The sequence below is a fragment of the Mesorhizobium sp. L2C066B000 genome (assembly GCF_000502335.1).
Lineage (GTDB): Bacteria > Pseudomonadota > Alphaproteobacteria > Rhizobiales > Rhizobiaceae > Mesorhizobium.
This window is the reverse complement of record NZ_AYWZ01000002.1, coordinates 166,278-190,715: the sequence shown is the minus strand read 5'-3', so window position 1 is coordinate 190,715 and position 24,438 is coordinate 166,278. Positions and strand designations below refer to the sequence as shown.

Below are 24,438 nucleotides of genomic sequence, written 5' to 3'. Positions count from 1 at the left end.
GCGTTGAGCCTTGTTTAGCGGGAACCCGGTTACACTTCGTTACTGCGGCTGACTTCCATCAGCAACTTCTCGGTCTTGGCGTCTTCCAGCCGGTTGATGAAGCGGCTTGCCTCTTCCGAGTCGCGCAGTGTCTTGGTGATGGTGATCGAGGTGTGCACGAGCATGATGGCGGCCATGGCATAAAACCCCTTGGCGGCGAAGCTCGCCTCCATGAAGTAGATGCCGCCGGCCATCATTGTGGCGGCAACGGCGAAACTGGCCATGGTGAAGGTCTTCCAGGCGCTTGAGTCCTTGGGGGAATAGGTGTTCGGGGTCATCGATATGGTCCTTTCGTTTCAAGGTTAGGTTGGTTGGGCGTGGGTCTGTTTCAGGCTGGATACAATCAGGCTGGATACAATCAGACTGGATAACAATCAGGCCGGGTACGATCAGGCCGGCTTGGTCATGGTCTTCGTGAGCCGTTCGAGCACGGCGTCGGCGCTGCTTCTCAGCGGCGCACCGCAGCCGGCGGCCGCAAGCTTCTCTGAGACCGCGGCAGGATCGCCCGACTGTTCCATCTCGGCCATGGCGGCCGCGGTGTCGTCGATCTGCTTTTGCCTGGTGCGCAGGCGCAGCAGCGTCTCCTCGGCGTCCCTGAGCGCCGACAGGCTGGAGCCGGGCGCGCTTTCTCGCAGGCGCTGGGTCGAGTCGACCGCGGCAACGATGCGCTGGCCGCGCTGCAATTCGCGCAGGCGCATTTCGGAGACGCGGATAATCCGCTTGAGACGCTCAATCTCGGTGCCGAAGCTTTTCTGCGCCTCGGCGGAGGCGTCGCGTTCGGCTTCCAGCATGGCGATGGTTTCGGCGGCTTCGCGGGCCAGTTCATTCTGTCCCTGCTCGATCGCGGCGATCGTGCGCTTCTCCAAATCGTCGATGCGGAGGACAAGCTTCTTGTACTGCGCGACTTCCTGTTCGTTCTGGGCGATGGCAATTGCAACCGCCCGGCGGGCGGCCGCGATAGCGTCGGCGCAATCGCGGATCTGCTGGCGCAGGATTATCAGCGCGTTGCGGTCGACGACCGCCTCGGCGGCTTCGTAGCTTCGGCCGCGAACGAGAGCAGAAAACTGTTTCAACATTTCCGTTTCTCCTCTATGAACGTTGTTCATGAGGCAAAGTAGCACATTGTGAACGGCGTTCAAGGAGAAAATGAACGGTGTTCATGATTGCGCATAAGAGAAGGTTAATGACCGCAAAACGGGACGCCAAACGCGAGGACCTCAAAGGCAGGCTGATCGAGGCCGCGCAAGCGCGCATCCAGTCCTCGGGGCTCGCCGGTCTGCGTGCGCGCGACATCACGGCCGATGCCGGCTGCGCGCTGGGCGCGCTCTACACCGCCTTCGCCGACCTGGACGAGCTCATCCTGCACGTCAACTCGATCACGCTGGCAAGACTTGGGGCGGCGTTGGAACAGGAGGCGACCGGCGCGGCCGAGCCAAGGGCCAAGCTGAGGGCTCTGGCCAAAGCCTATCTCTCTTTCGCGCGCGACAATCGCATGGCGTGGAAGGCGCTGTTCGAGCATCGCATGGCGCCAGGCGTGGCGGTGCCCGGATGGCATCTGGCCGAACATGCCGTGCTGATCCAGCATCTCGTCGAGCCGCTGGCGGCGCTGCTCCCGGCGGCGGCAACGCCGGAGCTTTTGGCCCGCGCGCGCACGCTGTTCTCCGCCGTGCATGGGATCGTCGCCATCTCGCTCGAAGACCGTTTCATTGGCCTGGCGTCCACCGATCTCGAAAGTGAGCTGCTGGGTTTCGTCGGCACGCTGGTGAGCGGACTGGAGACGGAAAGGGAATGAACTGCTGCGATCGGCTCTTGCCTCACGGCACTCTGCCCTTATGAAGATCGTGGCGCGAACTGCCGGTTGATCCAGGCCGGCTGAGACTGTTGGGGGATACCCGGTGACAATCGATCAGAACCGTCGGTTTCGACCCGAAATACAAGGGTTGCGCGGACTGGCCGTCGCTCTGGTCGTCGTCTTTCACCTGTGGCCCCATGCTCTTCCCGGCGGATATATCGGCGTCGACGTCTTTTTCGTCATCTCTGGCTATCTGATCACCGGGCTGCTGGCGCAGATGGCGCTGCGCGACGGTCGCGTCTCGCTGATCGAATTCTATTCGCGACGAATCCGCCGGCTCCTGCCAGCAGCGATCCTGGTTCTATTGGTGACGCTGCTCGGTACGCTGCTGTTCATTTCCAAGGCGCGCTGGGAGGAAACGGCCAACCAGATCCTGGCCAGCGCGCTCTATGTCGAGAACTGGCGTCTGGCCCACGAGGCAGTCAGCTATCTCGACGCCGACAATCTGCCGACGCCGGTGCAGCATTACTGGTCGCTTTCCATAGAAGAGCAGTTCTACATCGTCTGGCCGGTGCTCATGATCGGCGTGATCTGGCTGGCGCGGCGATGGCATCTCTCCTTGCGACGATGCTTGGCGACGACATTGTCGCTCGTTTTCCTGGCATCGCTGGCCGCCTCGGTCATCCTGACGAAAACGGATTCGGCACAGGCCTATTTCGTCAGCCATACACGCCTGTGGGAATTGGCGTTGGGCGGCCTGCTGGTGCTTGGCGAGCACCGGTTCCGCCTGGGCGCGGGTGCAAGCCGGGTGATGGCGCTTGCCGGCACCGCCGGCATCCTTGCCTCCGCTCTTCTGTTTTCAGCGGCGACACCGTTCCCTGGCCTCAGTGCGTTGCTGCCAACCCTGGCCACCGTGCTCATCATCCTGGCTGGCGAAGGCCAAGCCGGTCGGTTTCGTGGGCTCGATTTGTGGCCGCTTCGGTTCATCGGCGATAGGTCCTATTCGATCTATCTCTGGCATTGGCCGTTGATCACATTCTTCCTGGGACAGGGCTTTTCGCTGACCTTTGCCAGTGGTGCCGGCCTGATTGCGGTGACTGTGGTCCTGTCGGACCTGTCTTATCGCTATGTCGAACAACCCTGCCGGCAATCCCGGGGTGCCTGGTGGAAGCCGCTGGGATATGGCACCATCGCGGTGCTGGCATGCGTGGCGGCATCCGCGGGGCTTCTGCATTTCGTGACGACGCAACCCACCGACATTACGCTGATCGGCACAGCTGCCTACCCCGGGCCTGCCGCCTTGCTGACCGGCGCGACGATTCCGGACGATGTGGACCTCCTGCCGCCGCTGGCCCGGCTAAGGCGGGACGTGTCGGGTTTATTCTCGGCGGGATGTCAGCAAAACTTGAAAGGAGCGAAACCGGTGGGATGTGTGCTGGGCGACCCTGCCGGCACGAAAACCATCGTCCTCGTTGGCGATTCCCACGCTGCCCAATGGGGTCCAGCCTTGAACAAGATCGCCAGGGACCGCAAATTCAAACTGGTTTCTTTCTCGAAATCCGCCTGCGCATTCGCGCGTGCGCCTACCAAGTCGGACGGCAAACCGTATCCATCTTGCTACGAGTGGAGGGAGAAAGTGCTGGCTGAGGTTTTAAAGCTCAGGCCGCTCGCCGTCATCACCAGCCAGTCCAACGCCGGATCGGTTCCGGATGACCTGATGATCGAGGGGCTGCGCAATGTCTGGAGCGAACTGACCGAGGCAGGTTCGCAGATCATCGTCATCCGCAACACGCCCTTGATGCGATTCGAACCCGGCGATTGCCTGAGCGCCACGCCCGCAAAATGCTCCACCAAAAGAAGCGACGCCGAGCTCAACAACCTGTTGGCGCTTGCCGCGGAGGGTCAGAAAAACGTGCGCGTCGTCGATATGACTGACGCTTTGTGCGGACCGGAACTATGCCCGGCGGTCGTCGGCAATATGATCGTCTGGCGCGACACCGGTCATTTGACGGCCACCTATTCGCTTGCGCTCGCGCCTTATCTCGCCCCCAGGCTCGGCCTGTGATGCGATTCCCAAAGCGAAAGGGCCTCGCGCTTTCCCAAGTTGCTCCAGCAGGCACAGAGTCCAGATATTTTTCGGGACGAGCAAAGAAATGGAAATTCCGCTGGTGGAGCTGAGGAGGATCGAACTCCTGACCTCGTCATTGCGAACGACGCGCTCTCCCAGCTGAGCTACAGCCCCGTCCAGCGGATGGCGCATTTATCGAAGGCTGCGGTTTCCTGTCAAGGCGGGGTTTTGCCGAAATCCCTTGTGCCCGATGCTTGTAGGCGACCGGCCCTTGCCGGTTTCGCGCTCAATGGCTACATGTCGGCAACAATCGGAGACCGGCATGCTCGCCCTCATTCAAACAATCGTCATGGCGCTGGACCTGTACTGGTGGGTCATCATCGCCTCGGCGATCTTTTCCTGGCTCTATGCGTTCAACGTCGTCAACTCGCGCAATCAGTTCGTCGGCAGCATCGGCAACATGCTCTACCGGCTGACCGAGCCGGCGCTGCGTCCAATCCGTCGGTTCATGCCCGACCTTGGCGGCGTCGACATCTCGCCGATCATCCTGCTTCTGCTCCTGTTCTTTCTCAGGCAGCTCATTCTCACCACGATAGCGCCGCTGGTCCTGTGAACCTGACGGCGGCATGAGCGCGCCATTCCGCTTGCGCGCCGACGGCATCGACCTGTTTATCCGGCTGACGCCGAAGTCTTCCGTGGACAGGCTCGGAGGCGTGGAGACGATGGCCGACGGGCGCAGCCATTTGAAGGCGCGCGTGCGCGCCGTGCCGGAGAATGGCGCGGCCAATCAAGCATTGCAAAGACTTGTCGCCAAGGCGCTGGGAGTTCCCGCATCGGCGGTGTCGGTCGTTGCTGGCGCTACCGCTCGCTTGAAGACGCTACGCGTGAATGGCGATCCGGCGGCGCTGGTGACGAGCATCAAAGCGCTCGGCCGTTAGTCCTCAATCCCCCAGCGGCAACTTTGGATCGTCGACCTTCAGCGTGTTCACGCTCTGCTTGATGCGGCGCAGGTTTTCCAGAACCCTTGGTCCGCGCGTCTCGGCCACCGAGGTGACGATCATGTCGACGATCGAAAGCAGCGCATAGCGCGACGAGGTCGGCTTGTAGATGTTGCCGTCCTCCAGCGACTGGAACTGGATGACGGTATCGGCGGCCTTGGCCAGCGCTGATTCCGGCGGGGTTACGGCGATGGTGGTGGCGCCATATTGCTGGGCCACCTGCACGGCGTCGATCACCGAGCGCGCATAGCCGGACACCGAGAACGCGATCAGCGTCGTCTCCGATGTGGCGACCGCGGCATACATGCGCTGCAATTGCCCGTCGATCTGCGCCAGCACCGGCACGCCGAGCCTAAACAGCCGGTTCTGCATCTCGGTCGCCATCATCGAGGAAATGCCGCCGGAGCCGATGCACAGCACATTGCCCGAACTGACGATGCGCGCGGCCACGCCCACCAGCGTCTTCATGTCGAGGTTTTCGCTGGCGCGCTGGATGGCGGCGATTGCCGCTTCGGTGATGGCCGACGCAATGCGCTGCTCGCGCGCGTCCCGGTTCAGCGGTTCGGGCGATAGATACTGGCCGCCAATGGCGATCGCCTGCGCCAGGTAGAATTTGAAATCGCGCAGACCCTCGCAGCCGAGATTGCGGCAGAAACGGGTGACCGTCGGCTCGCTGACGCCGACGCGCGCGGCAATTTCCGAGATTGCCGCCTTGGAGGCAAAGTCGAGATCTGTGAGCACGAGACCGGCCAGGCGGCGGTCCGATTTGGTGCCGTCCTGCGACATCAGCTGCAGGCGCGTGATGATGTCGGCCGGCGTTTTCATTTCTGGGTTGTCGTCTTCATCGTGGTATTTTCGTTTTCATGCCGGCGCTCATAGCGGCAGGCCTGTCGCCGTGTCGAACAGATGGATGTTGCCCGGCGCTACCGAGACCGGCAGCAGTTCACCCGGCTTGACCTGGATCCGGTCGCGGAACACGGCGCGCACCGTGTCGGCACCGATCGCACCATAGACATGGGTTTCCGAGCCGGTCGGCTCGACGACATCGACCTTGATCGCCATCGCGTCGACAGCCTCGCCGATGACGAAGTGTTCGGGCCGTATGCCGGCCTCGACCGTGCTGCCAGCCGGCACCGTCTTGCTGCCGAGCGCCAGTCGCCCTCCGCCGGCCGATTCGAACCAGCTTTTCTCGGGCGTCGTCTTCAGGGCGCCGGAGACAAAACTCATCGACGGCGAGCCGATGAAGGAGGCGACGAATTTGTTGGCGGGACGGTCGTAGAGTTCCAGCGGTGCGCCGACCTGCTGGATCTTGCCGCGGTCCATCACCACGATGCGGTCGGCCATGGTCATGGCCTCGATCTGGTCGTGGGTGACATAGACGATGGTCGATTTCAGCCGCTGGTGCAGCGCCTTGATCTCGGTGCGCATCTGCACGCGCAGTTGCGCGTCGAGATTGCTGAGCGGCTCGTCGAACAGGAACACCGAGGGTTCGCGCACGATGGCGCGGCCCATTGCGACGCGCTGGCGCTGGCCGCCCGACAGTTCCCGGGGATAGCGGTCGAGATAGGAGAACAGGTTGAGGACGCCAGAGGCCTTTTTCACCTTGGCGTCGATTGCCGTGCGGCTTTCGCCGCGGATCTTTGGGCCAAAGCCGATGTTGTCGGCCGCTTTCAGGTGCGGAAACAGCGCATAGGACTGGAAGACCATCGCGATGTTACGCTGCTGTGGCGGCAAATCGTTGGCGCGCACGCCGCCGATCAAGAGGTCGCCTGCGGTGATCGGCTCCAGCCCGGCCAGCATGCGCAGCAAGGTCGACTTGCCGCAGCCGGAAGGGCCGACCAGCACGACGAACTCGCCGCTCTTGATGTCGAGGCTGATGTTTTCGAGGATCTTGTGGCGTCCGAAGGATTTCGACAGGTCACGGAACTCGACATCGGTCATGGTCAGGCTCCCAATATGTCGTCGATGAAGGGCAGGAAGCCGGCGGTCAGTCCGGCGTCGACCGGCACCACCGCGCCGGTTATCCCCGATGCGCGATCCGAAACAAGGAAGGCCACCGCTTCGGCCACTTCCGTGGCGTCGACGATGCGGCCGAGCGGATAGAGCCGCTTGAGCTTGCCGAGAACATCCGGGTTCTTGGCCAGCCGATGGTCCCATGCGGCGGTGCGGATCGAGCCGGGGCAGACGACATTGGCGCGCAGCCCGTTGCGGCCGAGTTCCACAGCGACCGCTTTGGCATAGGCATTGATGCCGGCCTTGGCCGCGGCATAGGCCGGGTTGCCGAAGTGGGCGATGGCGTTGACGGAAGAGATGAAGACGACGCTGCCCGAACCGCGCGCGGCCATTGCCTTGATCAGCGGATCGGCGAACAGCATCACCCCGGTCAGATTGAGGTCGAGTTCATGCGTGATCTTGTCGGGGGTCAGCGCTGCAAGAGTCTCGGCGCGCGTCCAGCCGGCATTGTTGATCAGGATGTCGGGCACGCCGTCTTTCTCGAGGATCGCCGTGATCGCGGCATCGGTGGAGATCCGGTCGAGAAGGTCGAAGACGTGGCGCGACGCCAGATGCGGACTGCCGAGCTGGTCTTGCGACTGGTCGCAGCCGACGACGCGCGCGCCTCGTTCGGCCAGCAGCGCCACAATAGCCGAGCCGAGCCCGCCGCCGGCGCCGGTCACCAGCACGGTCTTGCCTGCGAATTCGGCCGTTGAAACCACGCTGCGCGCCTCCCTGGGATCTACGATAATCGGAAAAGGCTATTTTAAGAAATGTAATTAAGCAACAGGATAATCCGCTTGCACAGCGCGAAATCATGGATAATGTAGGAAAGTCACATAAAGCCGTGGCCGCCTCAAAGCCGCAAGAGTGCAGACGCAATCAAATGGGAGAGATCGAATGAAGCTTGCAAAATGGACTGTCGGCGTGATGGCCGGAATGAGCCTGCTCGCCCTGGCCGCGCAGGCAGATGCCGGCGAGGTGCGCGTAACCGTCGCCGAATACAGCGCCAAGACCGGCCCGTATTTCGAAGCGGTGAAAAAGGAATTCGAGGCAGCCAACCCGGGTATCACCGTCAAGTTCGAAGTTGTGCCGTGGGACGTGCTGCTGCAGAAGCTGACCACCGACATCACGGCCGGTACCAATGCCGACCTGTCGATCATCGGCACCCGCTGGCTGATCGATTTCGTCCAGCAGGATGTCGCCGAGCCGCTCGACGCCTACATCAAGCCAGACTTCAAGGACCGCTTCATCGACACCTTCCTGTCGCCGTCGATCATGGAGGGCAAGACCTATGGCCTGCCGATCGCGGCCTCGGCGCGCGCCATGTACTACAACAAGGAATTGTTCGAGAAGGCCGGAATCGCCAACCCGCCGGCAACCTGGACCGAGTTGCAGGAGGATGCGCGCAAGATCAAGGCACTGGGCACCGGCACGTTCGGCTTCGGCCTGCAGGGCAAGGAGATCGAGACCGACGTGTATTATTATTATGCGATGTGGTCGCAAGGCACCGAGATTCTCAACAAGGATGGCACGTCGGGCCTCGGCACGCCGGGCGCGCTCGAAGCCGCCAAGCTCTACAAGTCGATGATCGACGAAGGCCTGACGGAACCCGGCGTCACCTCCAACAACCGCGAGGACGTCCAGAACCTGTTCAAGCAGGGCAAGGTCGGCATGATGATCACCGCGCCCTTCCTGTCCAACCAGATCAAGGACGAGGCGCCGAACCTGAAATACGGCGTGGCCGCTATCCCCGCCGGACCGACCGGCGCGCGCGGCACGTACGGCGTCACCGATTCCATCATCATGTTCAAGAATTCCAAGAACAAGGATGAGGCCTGGAAGCTGCTCGACTTCCTGTTCACCACCGAACAGCGCGCCAAGTTCACGCAAGGGGAAGGCTTCCTGCCGGTGAACAAGGAAGAGGCCAAGATGGACTATTACGTCAACAATGCCGACCTCGCCGCGTTCACCGCACTGCTGCCCGACGCTCGCTTTGCACCGGTCATCCCCGGCTGGGAAGAAGTCGCCCAGATCACCTCGGATGCCATGCAGAAAATCTATCTCGGCGGCGACCCCGAGGCAGGCTTGAAGGAAGCGGCTGCCAAGGCCAACGCCGTGATTAAGAAATAGGGCGTATCTCCCTGCGCCCGGCGCGGCCCAGAGATCGGGGCGCGCCACACTTTCCTCTCCCTCCGGAGGGGGGAGAGGTGGCTCGGCGAAGCCGAGACGGAGTGGGGGAACCACCTGGCAANCTTTCCTCTCCCTCCGGAGGGGGGAGAGGTGGCTCGGCGAAGCCGAGACGGAGTGGGGGAACCACCTGGCAACCGCCGCGACGGACATAGGAAGGGCAATAGGGGCAAACATCACCTCGCCTTGCGCCCCAAGGGTCGACATCCACTCCGTCGACCCCCACTCCGTCGAGCTCCGCTCGACACCTCTCCCCCGATCGACGGGGGAGAGGAAAGGCCCCTTCCGCAACCGTTGCGGAGGATGGGCAGGCAGGTGAGGGGCAGCGCAAACGTCGCAGGAAATTCAAACCCTGAAGCGCTGCCTTAGACCGATATGCGAGATTGATCCGAGCTGGCGCGCCAGCGCCACTTATGTCCAACACGGTACGAATCCGGCCGATGCAAAATCGTTACCTGCCCTATTTATTGACCTTGCCCAGCCTGTTTCTGGCCGCAGTCGTCATCTTCTGGCCGGTCTGGGACCTGATCCAGATATCAACGCATGATGTCAGCCGTTTTGGGCAGCTGCGGGACTTCAACGATTTCGCCAATTATTCCGCCTTCCTCGCCGATCCCGATTTTCTGGCGGCACTCTGGCGCACCGGCCTGTGGACCGTGCTGGTGGTCGGCGGCGCGCTGCTGTTGTCCGTCCCCGTGGCGATGATCCTCAACACCGATTTCTACGGCCGCGGCATTGCCCGCGTCATCATCATGCTGCCCTGGGCGGTGTCGCTGACGATGACGGCAGTGGTCTGGCGCTGGGCGCTCAACGGCGAAAGCGGGATGCTGAACTCGGCGCTGATCGGGCTTGGCCTGATCCATGAAAACATCCAGTGGCTGGCGCGCGCCGAGACGGCATTCCCGATGCAGGTGCTGATCGGCATATTGGTGACGGTACCGTTCACCACGACCATCTTCCTCGGCGGCCTGTCGTCGATCCCCGACGACCTCTACGAGGCGGCGGCCCTGGAGGGGGCGACGCCGCTGCAGCAGTTCCGCGAGATCACCTTTCCGCTGCTGAAGCCGTTCATCAACATCGCCATCGTGCTCAACACCATCTACGTCTTCAATTCCTTCCCGATCATCTGGGTGATGACGCAGGGCGGGCCGGCCAACTCGACCGACATATTGGTCACCCATCTCTACAAGCTGGCCTTCCGCATCGGCAAACTGGGGGAAGCATCGGCAGTGTCGCTGCTGATGTTCGCCATCCTTTTGATCTTCACCATGATCTATGTGCGCCTCGCCATGCGGGAGCAACGCGCATGACGCCCAAGCTGAAGCGCACGATCATTGCCTGGCTGCTGCTTTCGCCGCTGCTCGTGGTGACCATCTTCCCCTTCGCGGTAATGTTTTTGACCGCGGTCAAACCGCGGCAGGAGGTGCTGTCGCCGACCTGGTGGCCAAGCGAATTCCACTGGTCGAATTTTGCCGACATGTGGGTGGCGACCGGCTTTGGCCAGGCGCTAGCCAATTCGCTCTATGTCTCTGTTATCGCCACCGTCGGCGCCATCCTGATCTCGGTGCCGGCCGCCTATGCCATGTCGCGGTTTCGCTTTGCCGGCTATGGCGCCTTCCGCCAGTTCCTGCTGATCTCGCAGATGATCTCGCCGATCGTGCTGGTGCTCGGCCTGTTCCGGCTGATGGCGGCCTGGGGTCTGATCGAATCCACGACGGCGCTCGGCGTCATCTACATGGCTTTCAACGTCGCCTTCACCGTGTGGATGCTGCAAAGCTATTTCGACACCATCCCGCGCGATCTCGAGGAAGCAGCGTGGATGGAGGGCGCCGGCCGCTGGCTGACCTTGCGAAAAGTGTTTCTGCCGCTTTGCCTGCCGGCAATCGCGGTGACCGCCATCTTCACCTTCATCAACGCATGGAATGAGTTCGTCGTTGCGCTCACAATGCTGCGCAGCCAGGAAAGTTACACGCTGCCGATCCAGGTGTTCTCGCTGGTCGCCGGCCGCTACACGATCGAATGGCACCATGTAATGGCGGCGACGCTGCTGGCGACGCTGCCGGTGGCGATCCTGTTCATCTGGCTGCAGCGCTATCTCGTCCGCGGGCTGGCGCTCGGGGCCGTAAAATAGCAATTCCAGTGTGGAGCGGTTTTCCGTCCGGGATTGCGAAAAACAAATAGCCGTACGGAGTTTTCATGCGCATCTTCACCGCCTCGCTGGCGACCGAAACCAACACCTTCTCGCCGGTGCCGACCGACCGGGCGTCGTTCGAGATGGCGTTCTATGCCGGGCCGGGCAAGCATCCTGATACACCGACCTTGTGCTCCTCGCCGATGGTCGCGCTGCGCCGGCGCGCGGCTGCCGAAGGGCTGACCGTCATCGAAGGCACCGCCACCTGGGCGGAGCCGGGCGGGCTGGTGCAGCGGCAGACCTATGAGGCGTTGCGTGACGAGATTCTCGGCCAGTTGAAGGCAGCCTTGCCGGTCGACGCCGTCATCCTCGGCCTGCACGGCGCCATGGTGGCGCAAGGCTATGACGATTGCGAAGGCGATCTGCTGGAACGGGTTCGCGCAATCGTCGGGCCCGACGTGGTGATCGCGGTGGAGCTCGACCCGCACAGCCACCTGACGCCGAAGCGCGTCGCGGCATGCAATGTCATGGCCTATTTCCTCGAATTCCCGCACACCGACTTCTATGAGCGCGGCGAACATGTCGTCGAGCTTGCATTGGCGGCGGCGCGCAGCGAGATCAAGCCGGTGATCTCGACCTTCGACTGCCGCATGATCCAGGTGCTGCCGACCAGCCGCGAGCCGATGCGCTCCTTCGTCGACCGCATCAAGGCGCTGCACGGCAAGGACGGCGTGCTGTCGGTCTCGGTCATCCACGGCTTCATGGCCGCGGACGTGCCCGAAATGGGCACGCGCATCCTGGTCGTGACCGACAATGACAAGGCCAAGGGCGATGCGCTGGCGGAGAGGCTCGGGCGCGAGCTTTACGCCATGCGCGAAAGGACGGCGATGACGATGCTGAACACCGAGGATGGCATCGCGCGGGCACTGGCCGCGCGCAAGGGAAACCCCGGCAAGCCGGTTGTGATTGCCGACATCTGGGACAATCCCGGCGGTGGCGTCGCCGGCGACGGTACCGTCGTGCTGCGCGCAATGTTGGAACAGGGCGTTGACAATTTTGGCGTGGCGACGATCTGGGACCCGATCGCCGTCACCTTTTGCCAGGCGGCAGGCGAAGGCGCCGTCATCGACCTGCGCTTCGGCGGCAAGGCCGGGCCGCTGGCCGGCGAACCGATCGATGCGCGCGTCAAGGTGTTGAAAGCCGTCCCCGAGGGCTGGCAGACCTTCGGGCCGAGCCGGGTGACGCTCGGACCGACGGCACTGGTGCGGCTCGAAGGCACCGAAATCGACATCATCCTCAACACCAACCGCACGCAGACCTTCGAGCCGGATGTCTTCTCCAACATCGGTGTCGATCCGTTGTCGAAGGACATATTGCTGATCAAGTCGACCAACCATTTCTACGCCGGCTTTGAACCGATCGCGGCGGAGATCATCTATGTCTCGGCGCCGAGTTCGTATCCGAGCAATCCGGCGGTAACGGATTACAGGAAGCTGACGCGGCCGGTGTGGCCACGGGTGGCGGATCCTTGGCGCTGGTGATCTCCCCACTTGAGGGGGAGATCACCAAAGGCGACAGAGGGGGTCCTTGCGCGTGAAGCGCCGACCTTCATCTGCCGCAGGAGGTCGAGCCCAGTCGGACCGACCCCCTCTGGCCGCTTTGCGGCCATCTCCCCCTCGAGGGGGGAGACAAGGCGGCGCTATAGCAATCCCCGCTTCACCATCATCGCTTCCGGCGAAGGCATCTTGCCGCGGAACGCCGTGTACAGTTCCTCCGGATCCTTCGACCCGCCGGCGGCATAGATATTCTTCCGAAGCCGTTCCGCCAGCGCCGGGTTGAAGGGATCGCCGGTCTCCTCGAAGGCGGCGAAGGCGTCGGCGTCGAGCACTTCGGACCACATGTAGGAATAGTAGCCGGCTGAATAGCCGTCGCCGGAGAAGATATGGCCGAAATGCGGGGTGCGATGACGCATGGCGATGGTGTCGGGCATATCAAGCTTTTCCAGCGTTTCGGCTTCGAAACGCAGCGGTTCCGCCGGCGCATCCGGCCGCGCGTGATACGCCATGTCGATCAGCGCCGACGCTGTGAACTCGACCGTGGCGAAACCGGCGCCGAACGTGCGGGCGGCCAGCATCTTGTCGAGCAGCGACTTCGGCATCGGCTTGCCGGTCTTGACATGCAGCGCATGCTTTTCCAGCACTGCGGGCACCGTCAGCCAGTGCTCGTAGAGCTGCGAAGGCAGTTCGACGAAATCGCGGGAAACCGACGTGCCCGCCACCGACGGCCAGGTGACGTCGGTCAGCATGCCGTGCAAAGCATGGCCGAACTCGTGGAACAGGGTCTTGGCCTCATCGACCGACAGCAGCGCTGCTTCCCCGGCCGGCGGCTTGGCGAAGTTCATGATGTTGTAGATCACCGGCTTTGAGCCATCCCCAAGCTTGTAGCCAGACTTCAGCGCGCTCATCCAGGCGCCAGAACGCTTCGAGGATCGGGCGAAATAGTCGGCGAGGAACAGGCCGCGCTCGCTGCCATCGGCGTTCTTCACCACGAAGACGCGCGCGTCGGGATGCCAGGCGGCGATGCCCTTCTTCTCCTCGAAAGTGATGCCGAACAGTTTTGTGGCGACGTCGAAGCAGGCGTCGATAATGCGGTCGAGCTGCAGATAGGGTTTCAGCTCCGCCTCGTCGAAGGCGAATTTTTCGGCGCGCAATTTCTCCTGGTAGAAGCGCCAGTCCCAGGCGGCGAATTTTTCGTTGCTGCCTGCCTTGGTCGCCAGCCGCTCCAGCTCCTTCTGGTCGGCGGCGGCCTTCTCCAGCGCTTTCTCCCAGACCGGGTCGAGGAGGTCGTGCACCGCCTTCGGCGTCTTGGCCATGGTGTCGTCGAGCTTCAGCGCGGCGAACGAGGCATAGCCGAGCAGCCTGGCCTTTTCGGCGCGCAATTTCAGCATGTCGCGCACCACTGCGGTGTTGTCGCTGGCGCCGCCATTCTGGCCGCGCATGGTGAAGGCGCGGAAAGCGGTCTCGCGCAGATCGCGGCGTTCAGAAAAGGTCGTGAACGGCTCATAGATTGAGCGCGACAAAGTGACGGCGTAGCGGCCCTTCTGGCCGCGCGTCTCGGCGGCTTCGGCCATCGAACTCTTCACGAAGTCCGGAAGGCCGGCAAGATCAGCCTCGTCGAGGAACAGCGCCCAGTCGCGCTCGTCGGCCAGCACGTTCTGGCCGAAAGTGGTGCCGAGCGAGGACAATTCCTCGCTGATGTTGGCCAGCCGCTTCTTGCCGTCGGCGTCGAGTTTTGCGCCCGATCGCACAAAGCCTTTCCAGGTCTTCTCCAGCACCCGCAGCGTCTCGGCGTCGAGTTTTAGCGTCTCCCGGCGCTGGTAGAGGTCGTCGATGCGGGCAAACAGTTTCTCGTTCATCGAGATCGCCGAGAAATGCCGCGACATCTTCGGCGAGATATCGCGTTCCAGCGCCTGGATCGCATCGTTGGTGTGGGCGCCGGCCCGGCACCAGAAGATCGACGAGACATGGTCGAGCGGCTCACCGGCGAGCTCGAGGGCTGCCAGCGTATTCTCGATGGTCGGCGCATCCTTGTTGCCGGCGATCGCATCGATTTCGGCCTCATGTGCCTTCAGCGCCGCGTCGAACACCGAGGAGAAATCGTCGTCGCCGATGCTGGCAAAATCCGGCAGGCCGAGCGGCCCTTGCCATTTGGTCAGCGGATGGGCGGCGAGATCGACGGTTTTCGTGGACGGCATGGGGGATCTTTCGATGATTGGCGGAGCTTGCTGACCGATGTAGGGCGATGACTGGCGCGGCGCAACAGCGCGGCCGTTCAAGCCCGCGTCAGAAGCCGTCGCAATTTTCCGCGATCGCCGCTTGCGAACTGGCGGTGATGCGGTTGCCGGTGACGGCGAACGTCTCCTGCATCAGCATGTCATTGTTGGGGAAATCATAGCAGGCGATGACAGTTGTGACGCCGGCCTCGCTCTTTTCGACGCGATGCCGGATTGCGGCGCCGGCGACCGCGCCCTTCCATTCGTCGATCGACGCGATGAACTCCTGCTTCGACTGCACGACGCCGAGATCGTCGAGCTTGATGCGGACATAGTCGGCGAGCAGGTCCGACAATTCGGTGCGATCGGCGACCAGCAGCGCCGAATACCAGCGGTCGATAATGGCGCCGTCATCGGAGCGGGCAGGGACGAGCGAAATCAGCAGCGCCGCTACGGCGAAAGCGATCGCACGCCAAACCCGCATTCTTGACTCCTCTTGTTTGACCATGCCCTTATCCGAAAACCGGTTCCCACTTTTCGGGATCATGGGTCTACGTCAAATCCGGCCGCTCGAAGTCGCCAGTGTCCTTGTTCATCACCCAGAGCTCGCCGGTCGAGATGTCGAACCAGGCGCCATGCAGCGACAGCCGCCCCTTGCCTTCGAGGATGGAGACGCAAGGGAAGGTCCTGAGATTGGCGATCGAATAGCGGATGGAAATACGCTCCAGCGCCGTCTGCCGTTCGGTTGCCGTCATGAACGTGCTGGACGAAACGGTTTCGGCCGCCGGCGCGATCAGGCTCATCCATTTGCCGATGAAGTCGCCGGGCGACAGCGGCGCCGAATTGGTGTCGAGCGCGGCGCGGATGCCGCCGCAGCGGCCATGGCCCATCACCACGATGTTTTTCACCTTCAGGCTCTGCACGGCGAATTCGAGCGCGGCCGAGGTCGAGTGGAACTCGCCGTCCGGCGCATAGGGCGGCACCAGATTGCCGACATTGCGCAGGACGAACAGTTCGCCCGGACCGGCGTCGAAGATCGCCTCGGGGGCAGAGCGGGAATCGCAGCAGGCAACGATCATGGTTTCGGGCGCCTGCCCTTCGCGGGCGAGCTCGCGATAGCGTCCGCTCTCGGTGAGATAGCGGCCATTCATGAAGTTGCGGTAGCCGGTCCAAAGATGTTCGGGGAGATGGGGCATGGGCTAGGGATGAAGCCTTTCGGGGTTAGCGACGGCAGCTCATTTCAAGTTAGAAAGGCTCTAACGGCAAATGCCCGTCGCGGGCAATGCCGAATTGCGGATGGCTTCGTCGCAAATCGCCATGCCGCACGCATGGCTCGCCGCTTGCCTCACGCCCAGATCGCCAGGGGAATGCCCAAACGGTCGGCAAGCGGCGGGTCGGGAAACGGCTTTGCCTCGCCGCCGGCGATGCGCCCGGCCATCAGCATCATCACCGCTGCGTCGAGGAAATCGTCGGCGGCAGCACCGCGTGGCGGCGGCTGGTCGAGGAAAGCTCTGGTATAGCCGTGCCGGCAGAGCAGTGCCTTGCGCTCTTCCATCCCGGCAGGATTGACTGCGCCCTTGATCTTCTTCGGCAGCGTCATCGGTTTTTCGCCGTTCAGCCGGCAGAAGGCCACTTCGGGGTGCGATTCGAAGACGCGGCGGCGCAGTTGCGGACGTGCGATCAGCAGCGCGTCGATCTCGCGTATCTTGGCAAAGATGCCGAAGGCCTGGATCGAGACGCCGCGTGGCGGATCGGAGGTCGCCTTGGCCACCTCGCTGGCGCGCCGATGCGCCTCATACCAGGCCTCGACCGTGGTGAAGCCGCTGATGTCGGCGTAGAGGGCCGCGCGGGACGGGATAGAGAAGACGCTGGATTGCCGTGCTCCGAGCATTGGCCGTACCAAGGTCTCCGGCCCGCGCCCGCCTCTTTGCGAGACGTCCGGCAGGCCGATCGGCATGTCGACGGCCACTGTCGCATCGGCGGGCAAGGCGTCGAGCAGGGCCGCAAAGCTGGGAAAGACGCGGACTGACGGCGCGGCATCCAGATCGCGGCGGACGGCGATCCAGCCGGCCTTGCAGCCGTCGGCGCCGACGACCACGGTCGACGTCACGCCCGGCGGTCCCGCCCCGGATGCGTGAGGTGGCGCAGCTGCACCATCGCCATCGGGTGCGACAGGCTCTGGGCATCGGTTTCAAGCTGCAGCTCGTCGCCGCCACGCTTGGCGGTTCGCGCCAGGATTTCGTAGACGGCGGCGGTGGTCGATTGCAGCGCCTTGATCGGCGGCTGCCCCGACAGGATGCGGGCGAGGTAGACGGCCGCAGTCAGGTCGCCGAGGCCATTCGGCGGCTTGTCGATGAGGCGGTGTTCGGCCAGCAGCGCCTGGGTGCCGTCAAGCAGCAGATTGCCGGTGCCGCCGGTCATCATCGACTGTGCCGACGTCACCAGCATTGTTGACGGTCCGGCATGGAGGGCGGCCGAGATCACCGATTTCAGATCGGGCAAAGGCGCACCGGCCATCCATTCCAGCTCATAGCGGTTGGGGGTGGCGATGTCGGCGATCGGCATCAGCCGGTCGCGCATCGCGGCGGCCGTCGGCTCGGGCACATAGAGCCCGCCGGAATCGCCCATCACCGGATCGCATATATAGATCGCGTCCGGCGTCTTGGCCTTGACCGCCGCAACCAGCGAGGCGACGGCCTCGGCCTGGCCGGCCTCGCCGAGATAGCCCGACAGCACCGCGCCCACCTCGCCCAGCCAGGGCGCGCGCTCGAGATCGGCCATCAGCGCCTTGAACTGGTCGAGCGGCGGCACGATGCGCGTGGCGCGACCGTGGCCCGGATGCCAGGGCAAGATGACCGTCGGTACCGCCCACACCGGAAAGCCCAGCGTCTCCAGCGCAAACACGGCGGCGCGGTTACCGACCGAGCCGCGGGCGACATGGCTGGAAATGACGATGACCGCGCGCGGCGCGTCGGCTTTTTCGCTGTTCATGGAAAATCCTAGATACGGATAATTTTTCGTTGAATCGTCATCCTGATCTATCTCTTTGGTTGGAGCATGATCTCCGGACAAAACGGTTCCCGTTTGTCCGAGAAAACCGGTTCCCACTTTTCAGGATCATGCTCTAGCTGCCCCGGGAGACGTAGTACACGAGCCAGATCAAAAGGCCGAGGGCGACGATGAGCCCAAGTGCGCGACCGATGCGGGTGCCCCAGACCTCGATCGGATCGGATCGGTCGGCCTCGGCTGCGGTAACATGATCGCGCGCGCCTTTCGCTGCCCGTGACACCAGCGATGCGCCGCCAACGCCGCCCTCGTTCGCCACGCGCTCGATAATGCGGCGCGATTCGCTGTCATCGTCGCGGCCTTCCGCCATGATCCTGTCCTGTTTGCCGGCAACCATACCGTGTTCGCGCGATCAATCACAGGCCTCGCCGGCGCATGAATGCGCGCCAGGAATGCGCGCCAGCGGCAGACATTTTCTTGAGCGCGGATTGTGCTAATGCTTCGCATGCAACTTCTGTCGAGGGACCTCACCATGTTTGCCCAGCGCCTTGCCTTCCCTTTCCGCAGTCTGCCGGCCGTGCTGATGATGGCCGTCGTGCTGCCTCTGCTCGCCGGCTGCGGCTTCAACACCATCCCGACGGCGGAGGAAAACGCCAAGGCGGCATGGAGCGAGGTGCTGAACCAGTATCAGCGTCGGTCCGACCTCATTCCCAATTTGGTCGAGACGGTGAAGGGCTATGCCTCGCATGAAAAGGACACGCTCGATGCGGTGGTCGAAGCGCGCGCTAAGGCGACGCAGATCACGGTGACGCCGGAAACGCTGAAGGACCCCGAAGCGCTTAAGAAGTTCCAGGATGCGCAATCAGGGCTGACCAGCGCGCTGTCGCGGCTGATCGCGGTGTCGGAGGCCTATCCCGACCTCAAGGCCAACCAGAATTTCCTGGCGCTGCAGGCGCAACTCGAAGGCACCGAGAACCGTATCGCCGTGGCGCGGCGCGACTACATCCTGGCGGTCAAGGATTACAATCTGACGCTGAGGACCTTTCCGTCGGTGCTATGGGCAACCTTCTGGTTCCGCAGCAACGAGCCCTTCGCCAACTTCACCGTCGAAGAAGACAAGATGCAGCCGCCGAAGGTCGATTTCGGCACGAAGCAGGGCGGGTGATGACGTCTGGGTGAGCTTGGCCTTTGCCAGCCTTGCGTTCCTTCACACCCCCCTCTGTCCTGCCGGACATCTCCCCCTCAAGGGGGGAGATCAGCTGTCTTCTGTCCTTGCGCCAATTATCAGCGTTGCCGGCTGAGCGTCGGCAGCGAGATTGCCAATCTCCCCCCTCGAGGGGGAGATGTCCGGCAGGACAGAGGGGGACGCGAAGGAACGCCAACCTTGGTGTTCTTCTCGCCTTTCTAGCCGTCTTCCTGCCCCTCACCGCCTTCGCCGCCGACCTCCCCGCGCTGACCGGCCGCGTCGTCGACAATGCCGGGATCATCGATGCAGGCACCAAAGCCGCGCTCACCCAGAAACTCGCCGACTTCGAGACCAGAGGCTCCGACCAGATCGTCGTCGCAACCATCCCCAGCCTCGACGGCGAGGAGATTGAGCCTTACGCCAACCGGCTGTTCCGCTTCTGGAAGCTCGGCCAGGCCAAGGAAAACAACGGCGTGCTGCTGCTGGTGGCGCCGAACGACCGCAAGATGCGCATCGAGGTCGGCTATGGGCTGGAAGGCACGCTGACTGATTTGCACACCAAGCTGATCATCGAAAACGACATGGTGCCGGCGTTCCGCGCCGGCGATTTCTCCGGGGGCATTTCCAAGGCCGTCGACGACATGGTGATGGTGCTGGAAGGCAATCCGGAGGAATTGGAGGCGCGCGGCGAGCGCAACCAGAAGCCGCCCATCAATACCGACAATCTGTTCTTCGGCGTCTTCATCAGCATCTGGGCAATCATGTTCTTCGGCAGCATGGCCGCCTCCATCCTGCCGCCGATCTTCGGCCAAAAACTCGGTCCCGGCCGCTATCGCTGGCTCGGCATGACATTCGAGCCGCACAAGCGGTCATCCAGCGGCGGCTGGTCTTCGGGCGGGGGCGGCTGGTCGTCGGGTTCAAGCGGTGGTGGCGGCTTTTCCGGCGGCGGCGGTTCGTCCGGCGGCGGCGGCTCCTCGGGAAGCTGGTGAAAAGATGACCACACGCATCGCCAATCCCTGGCATGGCCGCTTCGCCACGATGACCGGCGCTGCCTTGCTGGTCTTGCTCGTCAGCGTCGCGGCGCTGGCAGCGGAGCTGCCCGCCCTCGCGGGACGCGTGGTAGACAATGCCGACATCATCGATGCCGCGACCGAGGCGGCGCTCACCCAAAGACTGGCCGATTTCGAGACCAAAGGCTCCGACCAGATCGTCGTCGCGACGGTTCCCAGCCTCGACGGCGAGGAGATCGAGCCTTACGCCACCCGGCTGTTCAACGCTTGGAAGCTCGGCCAGAAGGCCAAGAACAATGGCGTGCTTCTGCTGGTGGCCGTGAACGACCGCAAGATGCGCATCGAGGTCGGCTACGGGCTGGAAGCCACGCTCACCAACCAGCACGCCACACGGATCATTGAAGGCATGGTGCCGGCCTTCCGCGCCGGGGATTTCTCCGGCGGTATTTCCAAAGCGGTCGACGACATGATCATGGTGATTGAGGACAGTCATGGTGGTTGAGGGGAACTGGTGACGGCATGACAGTACGCGTCTTCAATCCGCCAAGACCTGGCCGCGCAGCCGCGACGATCGGCATCGCGCTGTTGACGATGCTCACCATGCTGTTTGTAGCTTTGGCGGCAGACCTGCCGGCACTCACCGGGCGGGTGGTCGACAATGCCGGTATTATCGACGCCGCGACCAAGGCGGCACTGACGCAGAAGCTCGCGGATTTCGAGACCAAAGGCTCCGACCAGATCGTCGTCGCCACGATCAACAGCCTCGACGGCGAGGAGATCGAACCCTACGCCAACCGGCTGTTCCGCTTTTGGAAACTCGGCCAGGCCGGCGAAAACAACGGCGTGCTTCTGCTGGTGGCCAAGAACGACCACAAGATGCGCATCGAGGTCGGCTACGGGCTGGAAGGCACGCTGACCGACCTGCACACCAAACTGATCATCGAAAACGACATGGTGCCGGCGTTCCGCGCCGGTGATTTCTCCGGCGGCATTTCCAAGGCCGTCGACGACATGGTCATGGTGCTGGAAGGCAACCCGGAAGAGCTGGAGGCGCGCGGCAAGCGCAACCCGGCCGACCGCAGCACGCCCATCGATCCCGTCGTCGCGGTCTTCCTGATCCTGTGGGCGGCGATGTTCTTCGGCGGCCTGGCGATGGCCTTCCTGCCGCCGATCTTCGGCACCAAGCTGTCGCCGGGCGTGTATAAATGGCTGGGCATGACCTTTCGCTACGGCCAGGGGCCGAGCGGATCGTCCTCGGGCTCCAGCAGCTGGACAACAAGTTCGTCGTCGGGCAGCGGATGGTCATCGGGAAGTTCGGGCAGCAGCTGGTCTTCGGGCTCAAGCAGCGGCGGCGGGTTTTCAGGCGGCGGCGGTTCGTCTGGCGGTGGCGGGTCTTCAGGGAGCTGGTGAGAGAAGATGGCAACACGACCGATCAGCCCACAGGACCATGAGCGCATCGCCACCGCGATCCGCGCGGCCGAGGCCAAAACCGACGGCGAGATCTACTGCGTCGTTGCGCATGCCAGCGACGGCTATTTCTTTCCCGCCGCCTTCATGGCGACATCAGGCATGCTGATTGCCAGCCTCGCCGTCGCTTATGGGCTGGAAGCCTGGTGGCTGTCGATCCGGCTGCCGCATTTCGTCATTGTCCAACTGCTGGCACTGGCCTCGGTGTTGGTGCTTTTGTGGGCGCTGCCGGGCTTGCGCATCCATCTGGTGCCGCGCCGGCAGCGTTATCAGGCGGCACATCACAATGCGCTCAGGCAGTTCCTCGCCCGCAATGTCCACCGCACCACGGCGCGCACCGGCGTGCTGGTCTTCGTGTCGATCGCCGAGCGTTATGCCGAAGTGGTCGCCGATTCGGGCATCGACAGCAAGGTCGGCCAGCATGTCTGGGACGGCGTGGTGCGCGATCTCCTGCAGCATGCCGGTGACGACCGGCTCGCCGACGGCTTCGTCAAGGCGATCGGGCAGGTCGGCGCGGTGCTAGCCGAGCATTTCCCGGTGACGTCGGGCGACGCCAATGAACTGGACGATCATCTGGTCGAGATCTGAAAAGCCAGCAAGCGCTACCCGGACGGACGCCTGATCGCGCCGGCTGGGTGCGTTTTCCAGGCAGGCTTTGCCCATTGTCAGCAGTGTCGCGATCGGCTGTGAGAAAGCGGTCGGCGGGCTGACCTCGACTCTTGCAAATGGCCGATGCGGGTTTATGGTTAACAAATCATGAATACGCTGAGCATCGACATCAGGAAAGCCGAACCGCGCGACGCCGGCGCCATTGCGGACGTGCACCAGCAGGCTTGGGAGGGCGCCTATTCCGGCATCATCCCGCATCGCTCGCTGACCTCGATGATCAACCGCCGCGGCGCCGACTGGTGGGCCAACGCCATCCGCCGCGCCGCCACCGTTCTGGTGGTCGAGATCGGCGGCACCATCGCCGGCTATGCCACGATCGGCAAGAACCGCGCCCGCGAGCTGAAGCAACAGGGCGAAATCTACGAACTTTACCTGCGTCCGGAATATCAAGGCATCGGGCTCGGCAGCCGGCTGTTCAAGGCGGCGCGGGCGCGGCTTGCCGACCACGGGCTGAAGGGAATGGTGGTGTGGGCGCTGGAAGACAACCAGAACGCACTTTCCTTCTATGCCGGCGCGGGTGGCCGTGACGTCGCCGAAGGCGTCGAGATTTTCGAGCAGAGGGCGCTCAAGAAGGTCGCCTTCGTCTGGGAATGACCGGCCTCGGTTACAAATCATCATAAACCGTGCGCTTCCGTTAGCGCTTCGCACCAATCGCCGCATTGCACCATGCCGCGCCGCCCGCTATCGATCTTGGACATCGAGAGAGGGATTTAAGCCATGCGAATCGAAGCCATTGCCATCGGAAAGAACCCGCCCGAGGACATCAACGTCATCATCGAGGTGCCGATCGGCGGCGAGCCGATCAAGTACGAGATGGACAAGGAGGCCGGCACGCTGTTCGTCGACCGTTTCCTGCACACCTCGATGCGCTACCCCGGCAATTACGGTTTCGTGCCGCACACGCTCTCGGGCGACGGCGACCCGATCGACGTTCTGGTCTGCAACACGCGCGCCCTGGTGCCGGGATGCGTCATCAATGTGCGGCCGATCGGCGTGCTGGTGATGGAAGACAATGCCGGCCAGGACGAGAAGGTCATTGCCGTGCCGTCGCCGAAGCTGACGCTGCGCTACGAAAACGTCACCGAATACACGCAGCTGCCCGAGATCACCCGCGACCAGGTCCAGCACTTTTTCGAGCACTACAAGGATCTCGAGCCCGGCAAATGGGTCAAGATCGAAGGCTGGCACGATTCCAAATACGCCAAGAAGATGATCGTCGACGCGATCGCACGGGCGAAGGCGGCGAAGTAGCGCCGAGAGGGGCCTGCGTCTCGTTCAAGTAAGCGGCAAACGCCAGCGCGAGGCACCCCCCCCTGGCCTGCCGGCCATCTCCCCCTCAAGGGGGGAGATCGGATGTCGCAACGGCTTTCGTCAATTTTTAGCGCCGAAAGAAAAACCGCCGCCAGCGAAGCTGCCAATCTCCCCCCTTGAGGGGGAGATGCCCGGCAGGGCAGAGGGGGGTGCCTTGCACCCACGTGGCTAGTTATCCACCCGACCAAACGCCGGCACGTTGCCGATGACGGCGTGCTTGTCCTTGCCACAGGCGAAACTCTTCGCCTCGTCCGCCAGCTTGCGCGCCTGGTCGTTGGCCTGCGGGTTGCCGGTGGCCAGCACGAGGCCGATGGTGCAGCCGTCGCGGGCTTCCATCTGGGCGACCTTGGCGACGAGCAGCACTTCGGTCGGCTTGTTCTCGTCTTCGGGATTGCTGATCGAGCGGCGGTGGATGACGGCGAAGGGAACGGCAACCTCGCCCTTGGTCTCGATGCGCCATTCGACCTTGGCGCCGGACGAGTTGAAGCCGGAAAAGCTCTCCCAGACCGAGGTCATCTCGCCGCCGGGCGGAAACCCGTAAAAAAGCGATTCACGCGCATCGTCATAGGCGATCAGCACGGGATAGCCGCGATAGCCGGAGCAGGCGAGTTCGGCCCAGTCGCCATCACCTTCCTGCGCCTGCGCATAGGTGACGCAGTCCTTTTGCGAGTCGAGGTCGGTGTAGACGCTGGATATGCCGTCGGCATGGGCGGTTTGGGATAGGGCGGCGAGGGCGAATGGAACAAGCAGCAGGGTTCGCATGCGGACGTCTCCCGTGAAGTTCGCCCCAGCCTATCGCCAAATCTG

26 protein-coding genes, 1 tRNA gene and 1 pseudogene are annotated in these 24,438 nt (G+C 63.1%); 15 read left to right on the top strand and 13 right to left on the bottom strand.

Going from position 1 to position 24,438, the window contains the following annotated elements; genetic code table 11:
* Nucleotides 1-29 precede the first annotated feature (29 nt).
* Together X733_RS156215 and X733_RS156220 are read right to left on the bottom strand one after the other, a co-directional pair.
* Complete coding sequence (locus X733_RS156215) at nt 30-317, bottom strand: YiaA/YiaB family inner membrane protein (RefSeq protein ID WP_023668598.1); 288 nt, start codon at nt 315-317, stop codon at nt 30-32.
* Between the two features lie 111 nt (nt 318-428).
* Entirely contained in the window at nt 429-1,115 is a 687-nt protein-coding gene (locus tag X733_RS156220; protein WP_023818270.1) for a PspA/IM30 family protein, read from the bottom strand.
* Nucleotides 1,116-1,222: 107 nt separating this feature from the next.
* Between X733_RS156220 and X733_RS156225 the strand changes: the two genes are divergently transcribed.
* Together X733_RS156225 and X733_RS156230 are read left to right on the top strand one after the other, a co-directional pair.
* On the top strand, nt 1,223-1,831 hold the full coding sequence (locus tag X733_RS156225) for a TetR/AcrR family transcriptional regulator (protein ID WP_023698731.1): 609 nt from the start codon (nt 1,223-1,225) through the stop codon (nt 1,829-1,831).
* Nucleotides 1,832-1,934: 103 nt separating this feature from the next.
* Nucleotides 1,935-3,896, top strand: a complete 1,962-nt coding sequence (locus X733_RS156230; RefSeq protein ID WP_081740621.1) for an acyltransferase family protein — start codon at nt 1,935-1,937, stop codon at nt 3,894-3,896.
* Nucleotides 3,897-3,997: 101 nt separating this feature from the next.
* Here X733_RS156230 and X733_RS156235 read toward each other — a convergent pair.
* A tRNA-Ala gene (locus tag X733_RS156235) sits at nt 3,998-4,073 on the bottom strand.
* 148 nt (nt 4,074-4,221) lie between these two features.
* On the opposite strand from X733_RS156235, the gene X733_RS156240 reads away from it, so the two are divergent.
* Nucleotides 4,222-4,512, top strand: a complete 291-nt coding sequence (locus X733_RS156240; RefSeq protein WP_023668602.1) for a YggT family protein — start codon at nt 4,222-4,224, stop codon at nt 4,510-4,512.
* A gap of 13 nt (nt 4,513-4,525) precedes the next feature.
* Entirely contained in the window at nt 4,526-4,837 is a 312-nt protein-coding gene (locus X733_RS156245; RefSeq protein ID WP_023698733.1) for a DUF167 family protein, read from the top strand.
* A gap of 3 nt (nt 4,838-4,840) precedes the next feature.
* On the opposite strand, the gene X733_RS156250 is transcribed toward X733_RS156245, so the two are convergent.
* From X733_RS156250 to X733_RS156260, 3 genes are read right to left on the bottom strand one after another with little or no spacing between them, the layout of a single operon-like run.
* Nucleotides 4,841-5,722 carry a MurR/RpiR family transcriptional regulator gene (locus tag X733_RS156250; RefSeq protein ID WP_023681445.1) on the bottom strand — a complete coding sequence of 294 codons (882 nt, stop codon included), beginning with the start codon at nt 5,720-5,722 and terminating at the stop codon, nt 4,841-4,843.
* Nucleotides 5,723-5,770: 48 nt separating this feature from the next.
* On the bottom strand, nt 5,771-6,838 hold the full coding sequence (ugpC, locus tag X733_RS156255; protein ID WP_023698734.1) for a sn-glycerol-3-phosphate ABC transporter ATP-binding protein UgpC: 1,068 nt from the start codon (nt 6,836-6,838) through the stop codon (nt 5,771-5,773).
* A gap of 2 nt (nt 6,839-6,840) precedes the next feature.
* Nucleotides 6,841-7,611, bottom strand: a complete 771-nt coding sequence (locus X733_RS156260; RefSeq protein ID WP_023688835.1) for an SDR family oxidoreductase — start codon at nt 7,609-7,611, stop codon at nt 6,841-6,843.
* Between the two features lie 178 nt (nt 7,612-7,789).
* On the opposite strand from X733_RS156260, the gene X733_RS156265 reads away from it, so the two are divergent.
* The 4 genes from X733_RS156265 to X733_RS156280 all read left to right on the top strand — a co-directional run bounded on the left by X733_RS156265 (nt 7,790) and on the right by X733_RS156280 (nt 12,751).
* Nucleotides 7,790-9,022, top strand: coding sequence for a sugar ABC transporter substrate-binding protein (locus X733_RS156265; RefSeq protein WP_023736814.1), 1,233 nt, complete (start codon nt 7,790-7,792; stop codon nt 9,020-9,022).
* Between the two features lie 497 nt (nt 9,023-9,519).
* Nucleotides 9,520-10,389, top strand: coding sequence for a sugar ABC transporter permease (locus X733_RS156270; RefSeq protein ID WP_023726098.1), 870 nt, complete (start codon nt 9,520-9,522; stop codon nt 10,387-10,389).
* Nucleotides 10,386-11,210, top strand: coding sequence for a carbohydrate ABC transporter permease (locus tag X733_RS156275; protein WP_023668609.1), 825 nt, complete (start codon nt 10,386-10,388; stop codon nt 11,208-11,210). The genes X733_RS156270 and X733_RS156275 overlap by 4 nt, the downstream gene beginning before the upstream one ends.
* Nucleotides 11,211-11,275: 65 nt before the next feature.
* On the top strand, nt 11,276-12,751 hold the full coding sequence (locus X733_RS156280) for a M81 family metallopeptidase (protein WP_023668610.1): 1,476 nt from the start codon (nt 11,276-11,278) through the stop codon (nt 12,749-12,751).
* Between the two features lie 158 nt (nt 12,752-12,909).
* Here the strand turns inward: X733_RS156280 and X733_RS156285 are convergent, their stop codons facing one another.
* From X733_RS156285 to X733_RS156310, 6 genes are all read right to left on the bottom strand, one after another.
* Entirely contained in the window at nt 12,910-14,964 is a 2,055-nt protein-coding gene (locus X733_RS156285) for a M3 family metallopeptidase (protein WP_023818269.1), read from the bottom strand.
* 88 nt (nt 14,965-15,052) lie between these two features.
* On the bottom strand, nt 15,053-15,466 hold the full coding sequence (locus X733_RS156290) for a hypothetical protein (RefSeq protein WP_023742183.1): 414 nt from the start codon (nt 15,464-15,466) through the stop codon (nt 15,053-15,055).
* Between the two features lie 67 nt (nt 15,467-15,533).
* Nucleotides 15,534-16,178, bottom strand: a complete 645-nt coding sequence (locus X733_RS156295) for a carbonic anhydrase (protein ID WP_023681438.1) — start codon at nt 16,176-16,178, stop codon at nt 15,534-15,536.
* 149 nt (nt 16,179-16,327) lie between these two features.
* Complete coding sequence (locus tag X733_RS156300) at nt 16,328-17,092, bottom strand: DUF429 domain-containing protein (RefSeq protein WP_023742184.1); 765 nt, start codon at nt 17,090-17,092, stop codon at nt 16,328-16,330.
* Nucleotides 17,089-17,973: a pyridoxal kinase PdxY gene (pdxY, locus tag X733_RS156305; protein ID WP_023668615.1), complete on the bottom strand. Its 885-nt coding sequence runs from the start codon at nt 17,971-17,973 to the stop codon at nt 17,089-17,091. The genes X733_RS156300 and pdxY overlap by 4 nt, the downstream gene beginning before the upstream one ends.
* Nucleotides 17,974-18,106: 133 nt before the next feature.
* On the bottom strand, nt 18,107-18,358 hold the full coding sequence (locus X733_RS156310; protein ID WP_023818268.1) for a hypothetical protein: 252 nt from the start codon (nt 18,356-18,358) through the stop codon (nt 18,107-18,109).
* A 162-nt stretch (nt 18,359-18,520) separates the two neighbouring features.
* Between X733_RS156310 and X733_RS156315 the strand changes: the two genes are divergently transcribed.
* From X733_RS156315 to ppa, 7 genes and pseudogenes are all read left to right on the top strand, one after another.
* Nucleotides 18,521-19,153 carry a LemA family protein gene (locus X733_RS156315; protein WP_023681434.1) on the top strand — a complete coding sequence of 211 codons (633 nt, stop codon included), beginning with the start codon at nt 18,521-18,523 and terminating at the stop codon, nt 19,151-19,153.
* Between the two features lie 251 nt (nt 19,154-19,404).
* Nucleotides 19,405-20,163, top strand: coding sequence for a YgcG family protein (locus tag X733_RS156320; RefSeq protein ID WP_245274404.1), 759 nt, complete (start codon nt 19,405-19,407; stop codon nt 20,161-20,163).
* A 4-nt stretch (nt 20,164-20,167) separates the two neighbouring features.
* Nucleotides 20,168-20,668, top strand: a pseudogene (locus tag X733_RS156325) (TPM domain-containing protein); the annotation flags it as partial.
* Nucleotides 20,669-20,703: 35 nt separating this feature from the next.
* Nucleotides 20,704-21,594, top strand: a complete 891-nt coding sequence (locus X733_RS156330; protein WP_023681431.1) for a YgcG family protein — start codon at nt 20,704-20,706, stop codon at nt 21,592-21,594.
* Nucleotides 21,595-21,600: 6 nt separating this feature from the next.
* Entirely contained in the window at nt 21,601-22,239 is a 639-nt protein-coding gene (locus tag X733_RS156335; protein ID WP_023668621.1) for a TPM domain-containing protein, read from the top strand.
* A gap of 168 nt (nt 22,240-22,407) precedes the next feature.
* The gene (locus X733_RS156340) at nt 22,408-22,914 is read left to right on the top strand and encodes a GNAT family N-acetyltransferase (RefSeq protein ID WP_023668622.1); all 507 of its coding nucleotides are present in this window, start codon (nt 22,408-22,410) and stop codon (nt 22,912-22,914) included.
* Nucleotides 22,915-23,037: 123 nt separating this feature from the next.
* Nucleotides 23,038-23,571 (top strand): inorganic diphosphatase, encoded by a 534-nt coding sequence (gene ppa, locus X733_RS156345; protein WP_023668623.1) that lies wholly within the window; start codon nt 23,038-23,040, stop codon nt 23,569-23,571.
* 228 nt (nt 23,572-23,799) lie between these two features.
* Here the strand turns inward: ppa and X733_RS156350 are convergent, their stop codons facing one another.
* A complete protein-coding gene (locus X733_RS156350; protein ID WP_023818267.1) occupies nt 23,800-24,393 on the bottom strand; it encodes a hypothetical protein in 594 nt (197 codons plus the stop codon).
* Nucleotides 24,394-24,438: the final 45 nt, after the last annotated feature.

What these genes read in the sequence shown, in the direction of transcription:
- X733_RS156215 (WP_023668598.1), bottom strand. Translation starts at nt 317, where the DNA reads ATGACCCCGAACACCTATTCCCCCAAGGACTCAAGCGCCTGGAAGACC.
- X733_RS156220 (WP_023818270.1), bottom strand. Translation starts at nt 1,115, where the DNA reads ATGTTGAAACAGTTTTCTGCTCTCGTTCGCGGCCGAAGCTACGAAGCC.
- X733_RS156225 (WP_023698731.1), top strand. Translation starts at nt 1,223, where the DNA reads ATGACCGCAAAACGGGACGCCAAACGCGAGGACCTCAAAGGCAGGCTG.
- X733_RS156240 (WP_023668602.1), top strand. Translation starts at nt 4,222, where the DNA reads ATGCTCGCCCTCATTCAAACAATCGTCATGGCGCTGGACCTGTACTGG.
- X733_RS156245 (WP_023698733.1), top strand. Translation starts at nt 4,526, where the DNA reads ATGAGCGCGCCATTCCGCTTGCGCGCCGACGGCATCGACCTGTTTATC.
- X733_RS156250 (WP_023681445.1), bottom strand. Translation starts at nt 5,722, where the DNA reads ATGAAAACGCCGGCCGACATCATCACGCGCCTGCAGCTGATGTCGCAG.
- ugpC (WP_023698734.1), bottom strand. Translation starts at nt 6,838, where the DNA reads ATGACCGATGTCGAGTTCCGTGACCTGTCGAAATCCTTCGGACGCCAC.
- X733_RS156265 (WP_023736814.1), top strand. Translation starts at nt 7,790, where the DNA reads ATGAAGCTTGCAAAATGGACTGTCGGCGTGATGGCCGGAATGAGCCTG.
- X733_RS156270 (WP_023726098.1), top strand. Translation starts at nt 9,520, where the DNA reads ATGCAAAATCGTTACCTGCCCTATTTATTGACCTTGCCCAGCCTGTTT.
- X733_RS156275 (WP_023668609.1), top strand. Translation starts at nt 10,386, where the DNA reads ATGACGCCCAAGCTGAAGCGCACGATCATTGCCTGGCTGCTGCTTTCG.
- X733_RS156280 (WP_023668610.1), top strand. Translation starts at nt 11,276, where the DNA reads ATGCGCATCTTCACCGCCTCGCTGGCGACCGAAACCAACACCTTCTCG.
- X733_RS156285 (WP_023818269.1), bottom strand. Translation starts at nt 14,964, where the DNA reads ATGCCGTCCACGAAAACCGTCGATCTCGCCGCCCATCCGCTGACCAAA.
- X733_RS156290 (WP_023742183.1), bottom strand. Translation starts at nt 15,466, where the DNA reads ATGCGGGTTTGGCGTGCGATCGCTTTCGCCGTAGCGGCGCTGCTGATT.
- X733_RS156295 (WP_023681438.1), bottom strand. Translation starts at nt 16,178, where the DNA reads ATGCCCCATCTCCCCGAACATCTTTGGACCGGCTACCGCAACTTCATG.
- pdxY (WP_023668615.1), bottom strand. Translation starts at nt 17,973, where the DNA reads ATGAACAGCGAAAAAGCCGACGCGCCGCGCGCGGTCATCGTCATTTCC.
- X733_RS156310 (WP_023818268.1), bottom strand. Translation starts at nt 18,358, where the DNA reads ATGGCGGAAGGCCGCGACGATGACAGCGAATCGCGCCGCATTATCGAG.
- X733_RS156315 (WP_023681434.1), top strand. Translation starts at nt 18,521, where the DNA reads ATGTTTGCCCAGCGCCTTGCCTTCCCTTTCCGCAGTCTGCCGGCCGTG.
- X733_RS156330 (WP_023681431.1), top strand. Translation starts at nt 20,704, where the DNA reads ATGACAGTACGCGTCTTCAATCCGCCAAGACCTGGCCGCGCAGCCGCG.
- X733_RS156335 (WP_023668621.1), top strand. Translation starts at nt 21,601, where the DNA reads ATGGCAACACGACCGATCAGCCCACAGGACCATGAGCGCATCGCCACC.
- X733_RS156340 (WP_023668622.1), top strand. Translation starts at nt 22,408, where the DNA reads ATGAATACGCTGAGCATCGACATCAGGAAAGCCGAACCGCGCGACGCC.
- ppa (WP_023668623.1), top strand. Translation starts at nt 23,038, where the DNA reads ATGCGAATCGAAGCCATTGCCATCGGAAAGAACCCGCCCGAGGACATC.
- X733_RS156350 (WP_023818267.1), bottom strand. Translation starts at nt 24,393, where the DNA reads ATGCGAACCCTGCTGCTTGTTCCATTCGCCCTCGCCGCCCTATCCCAA.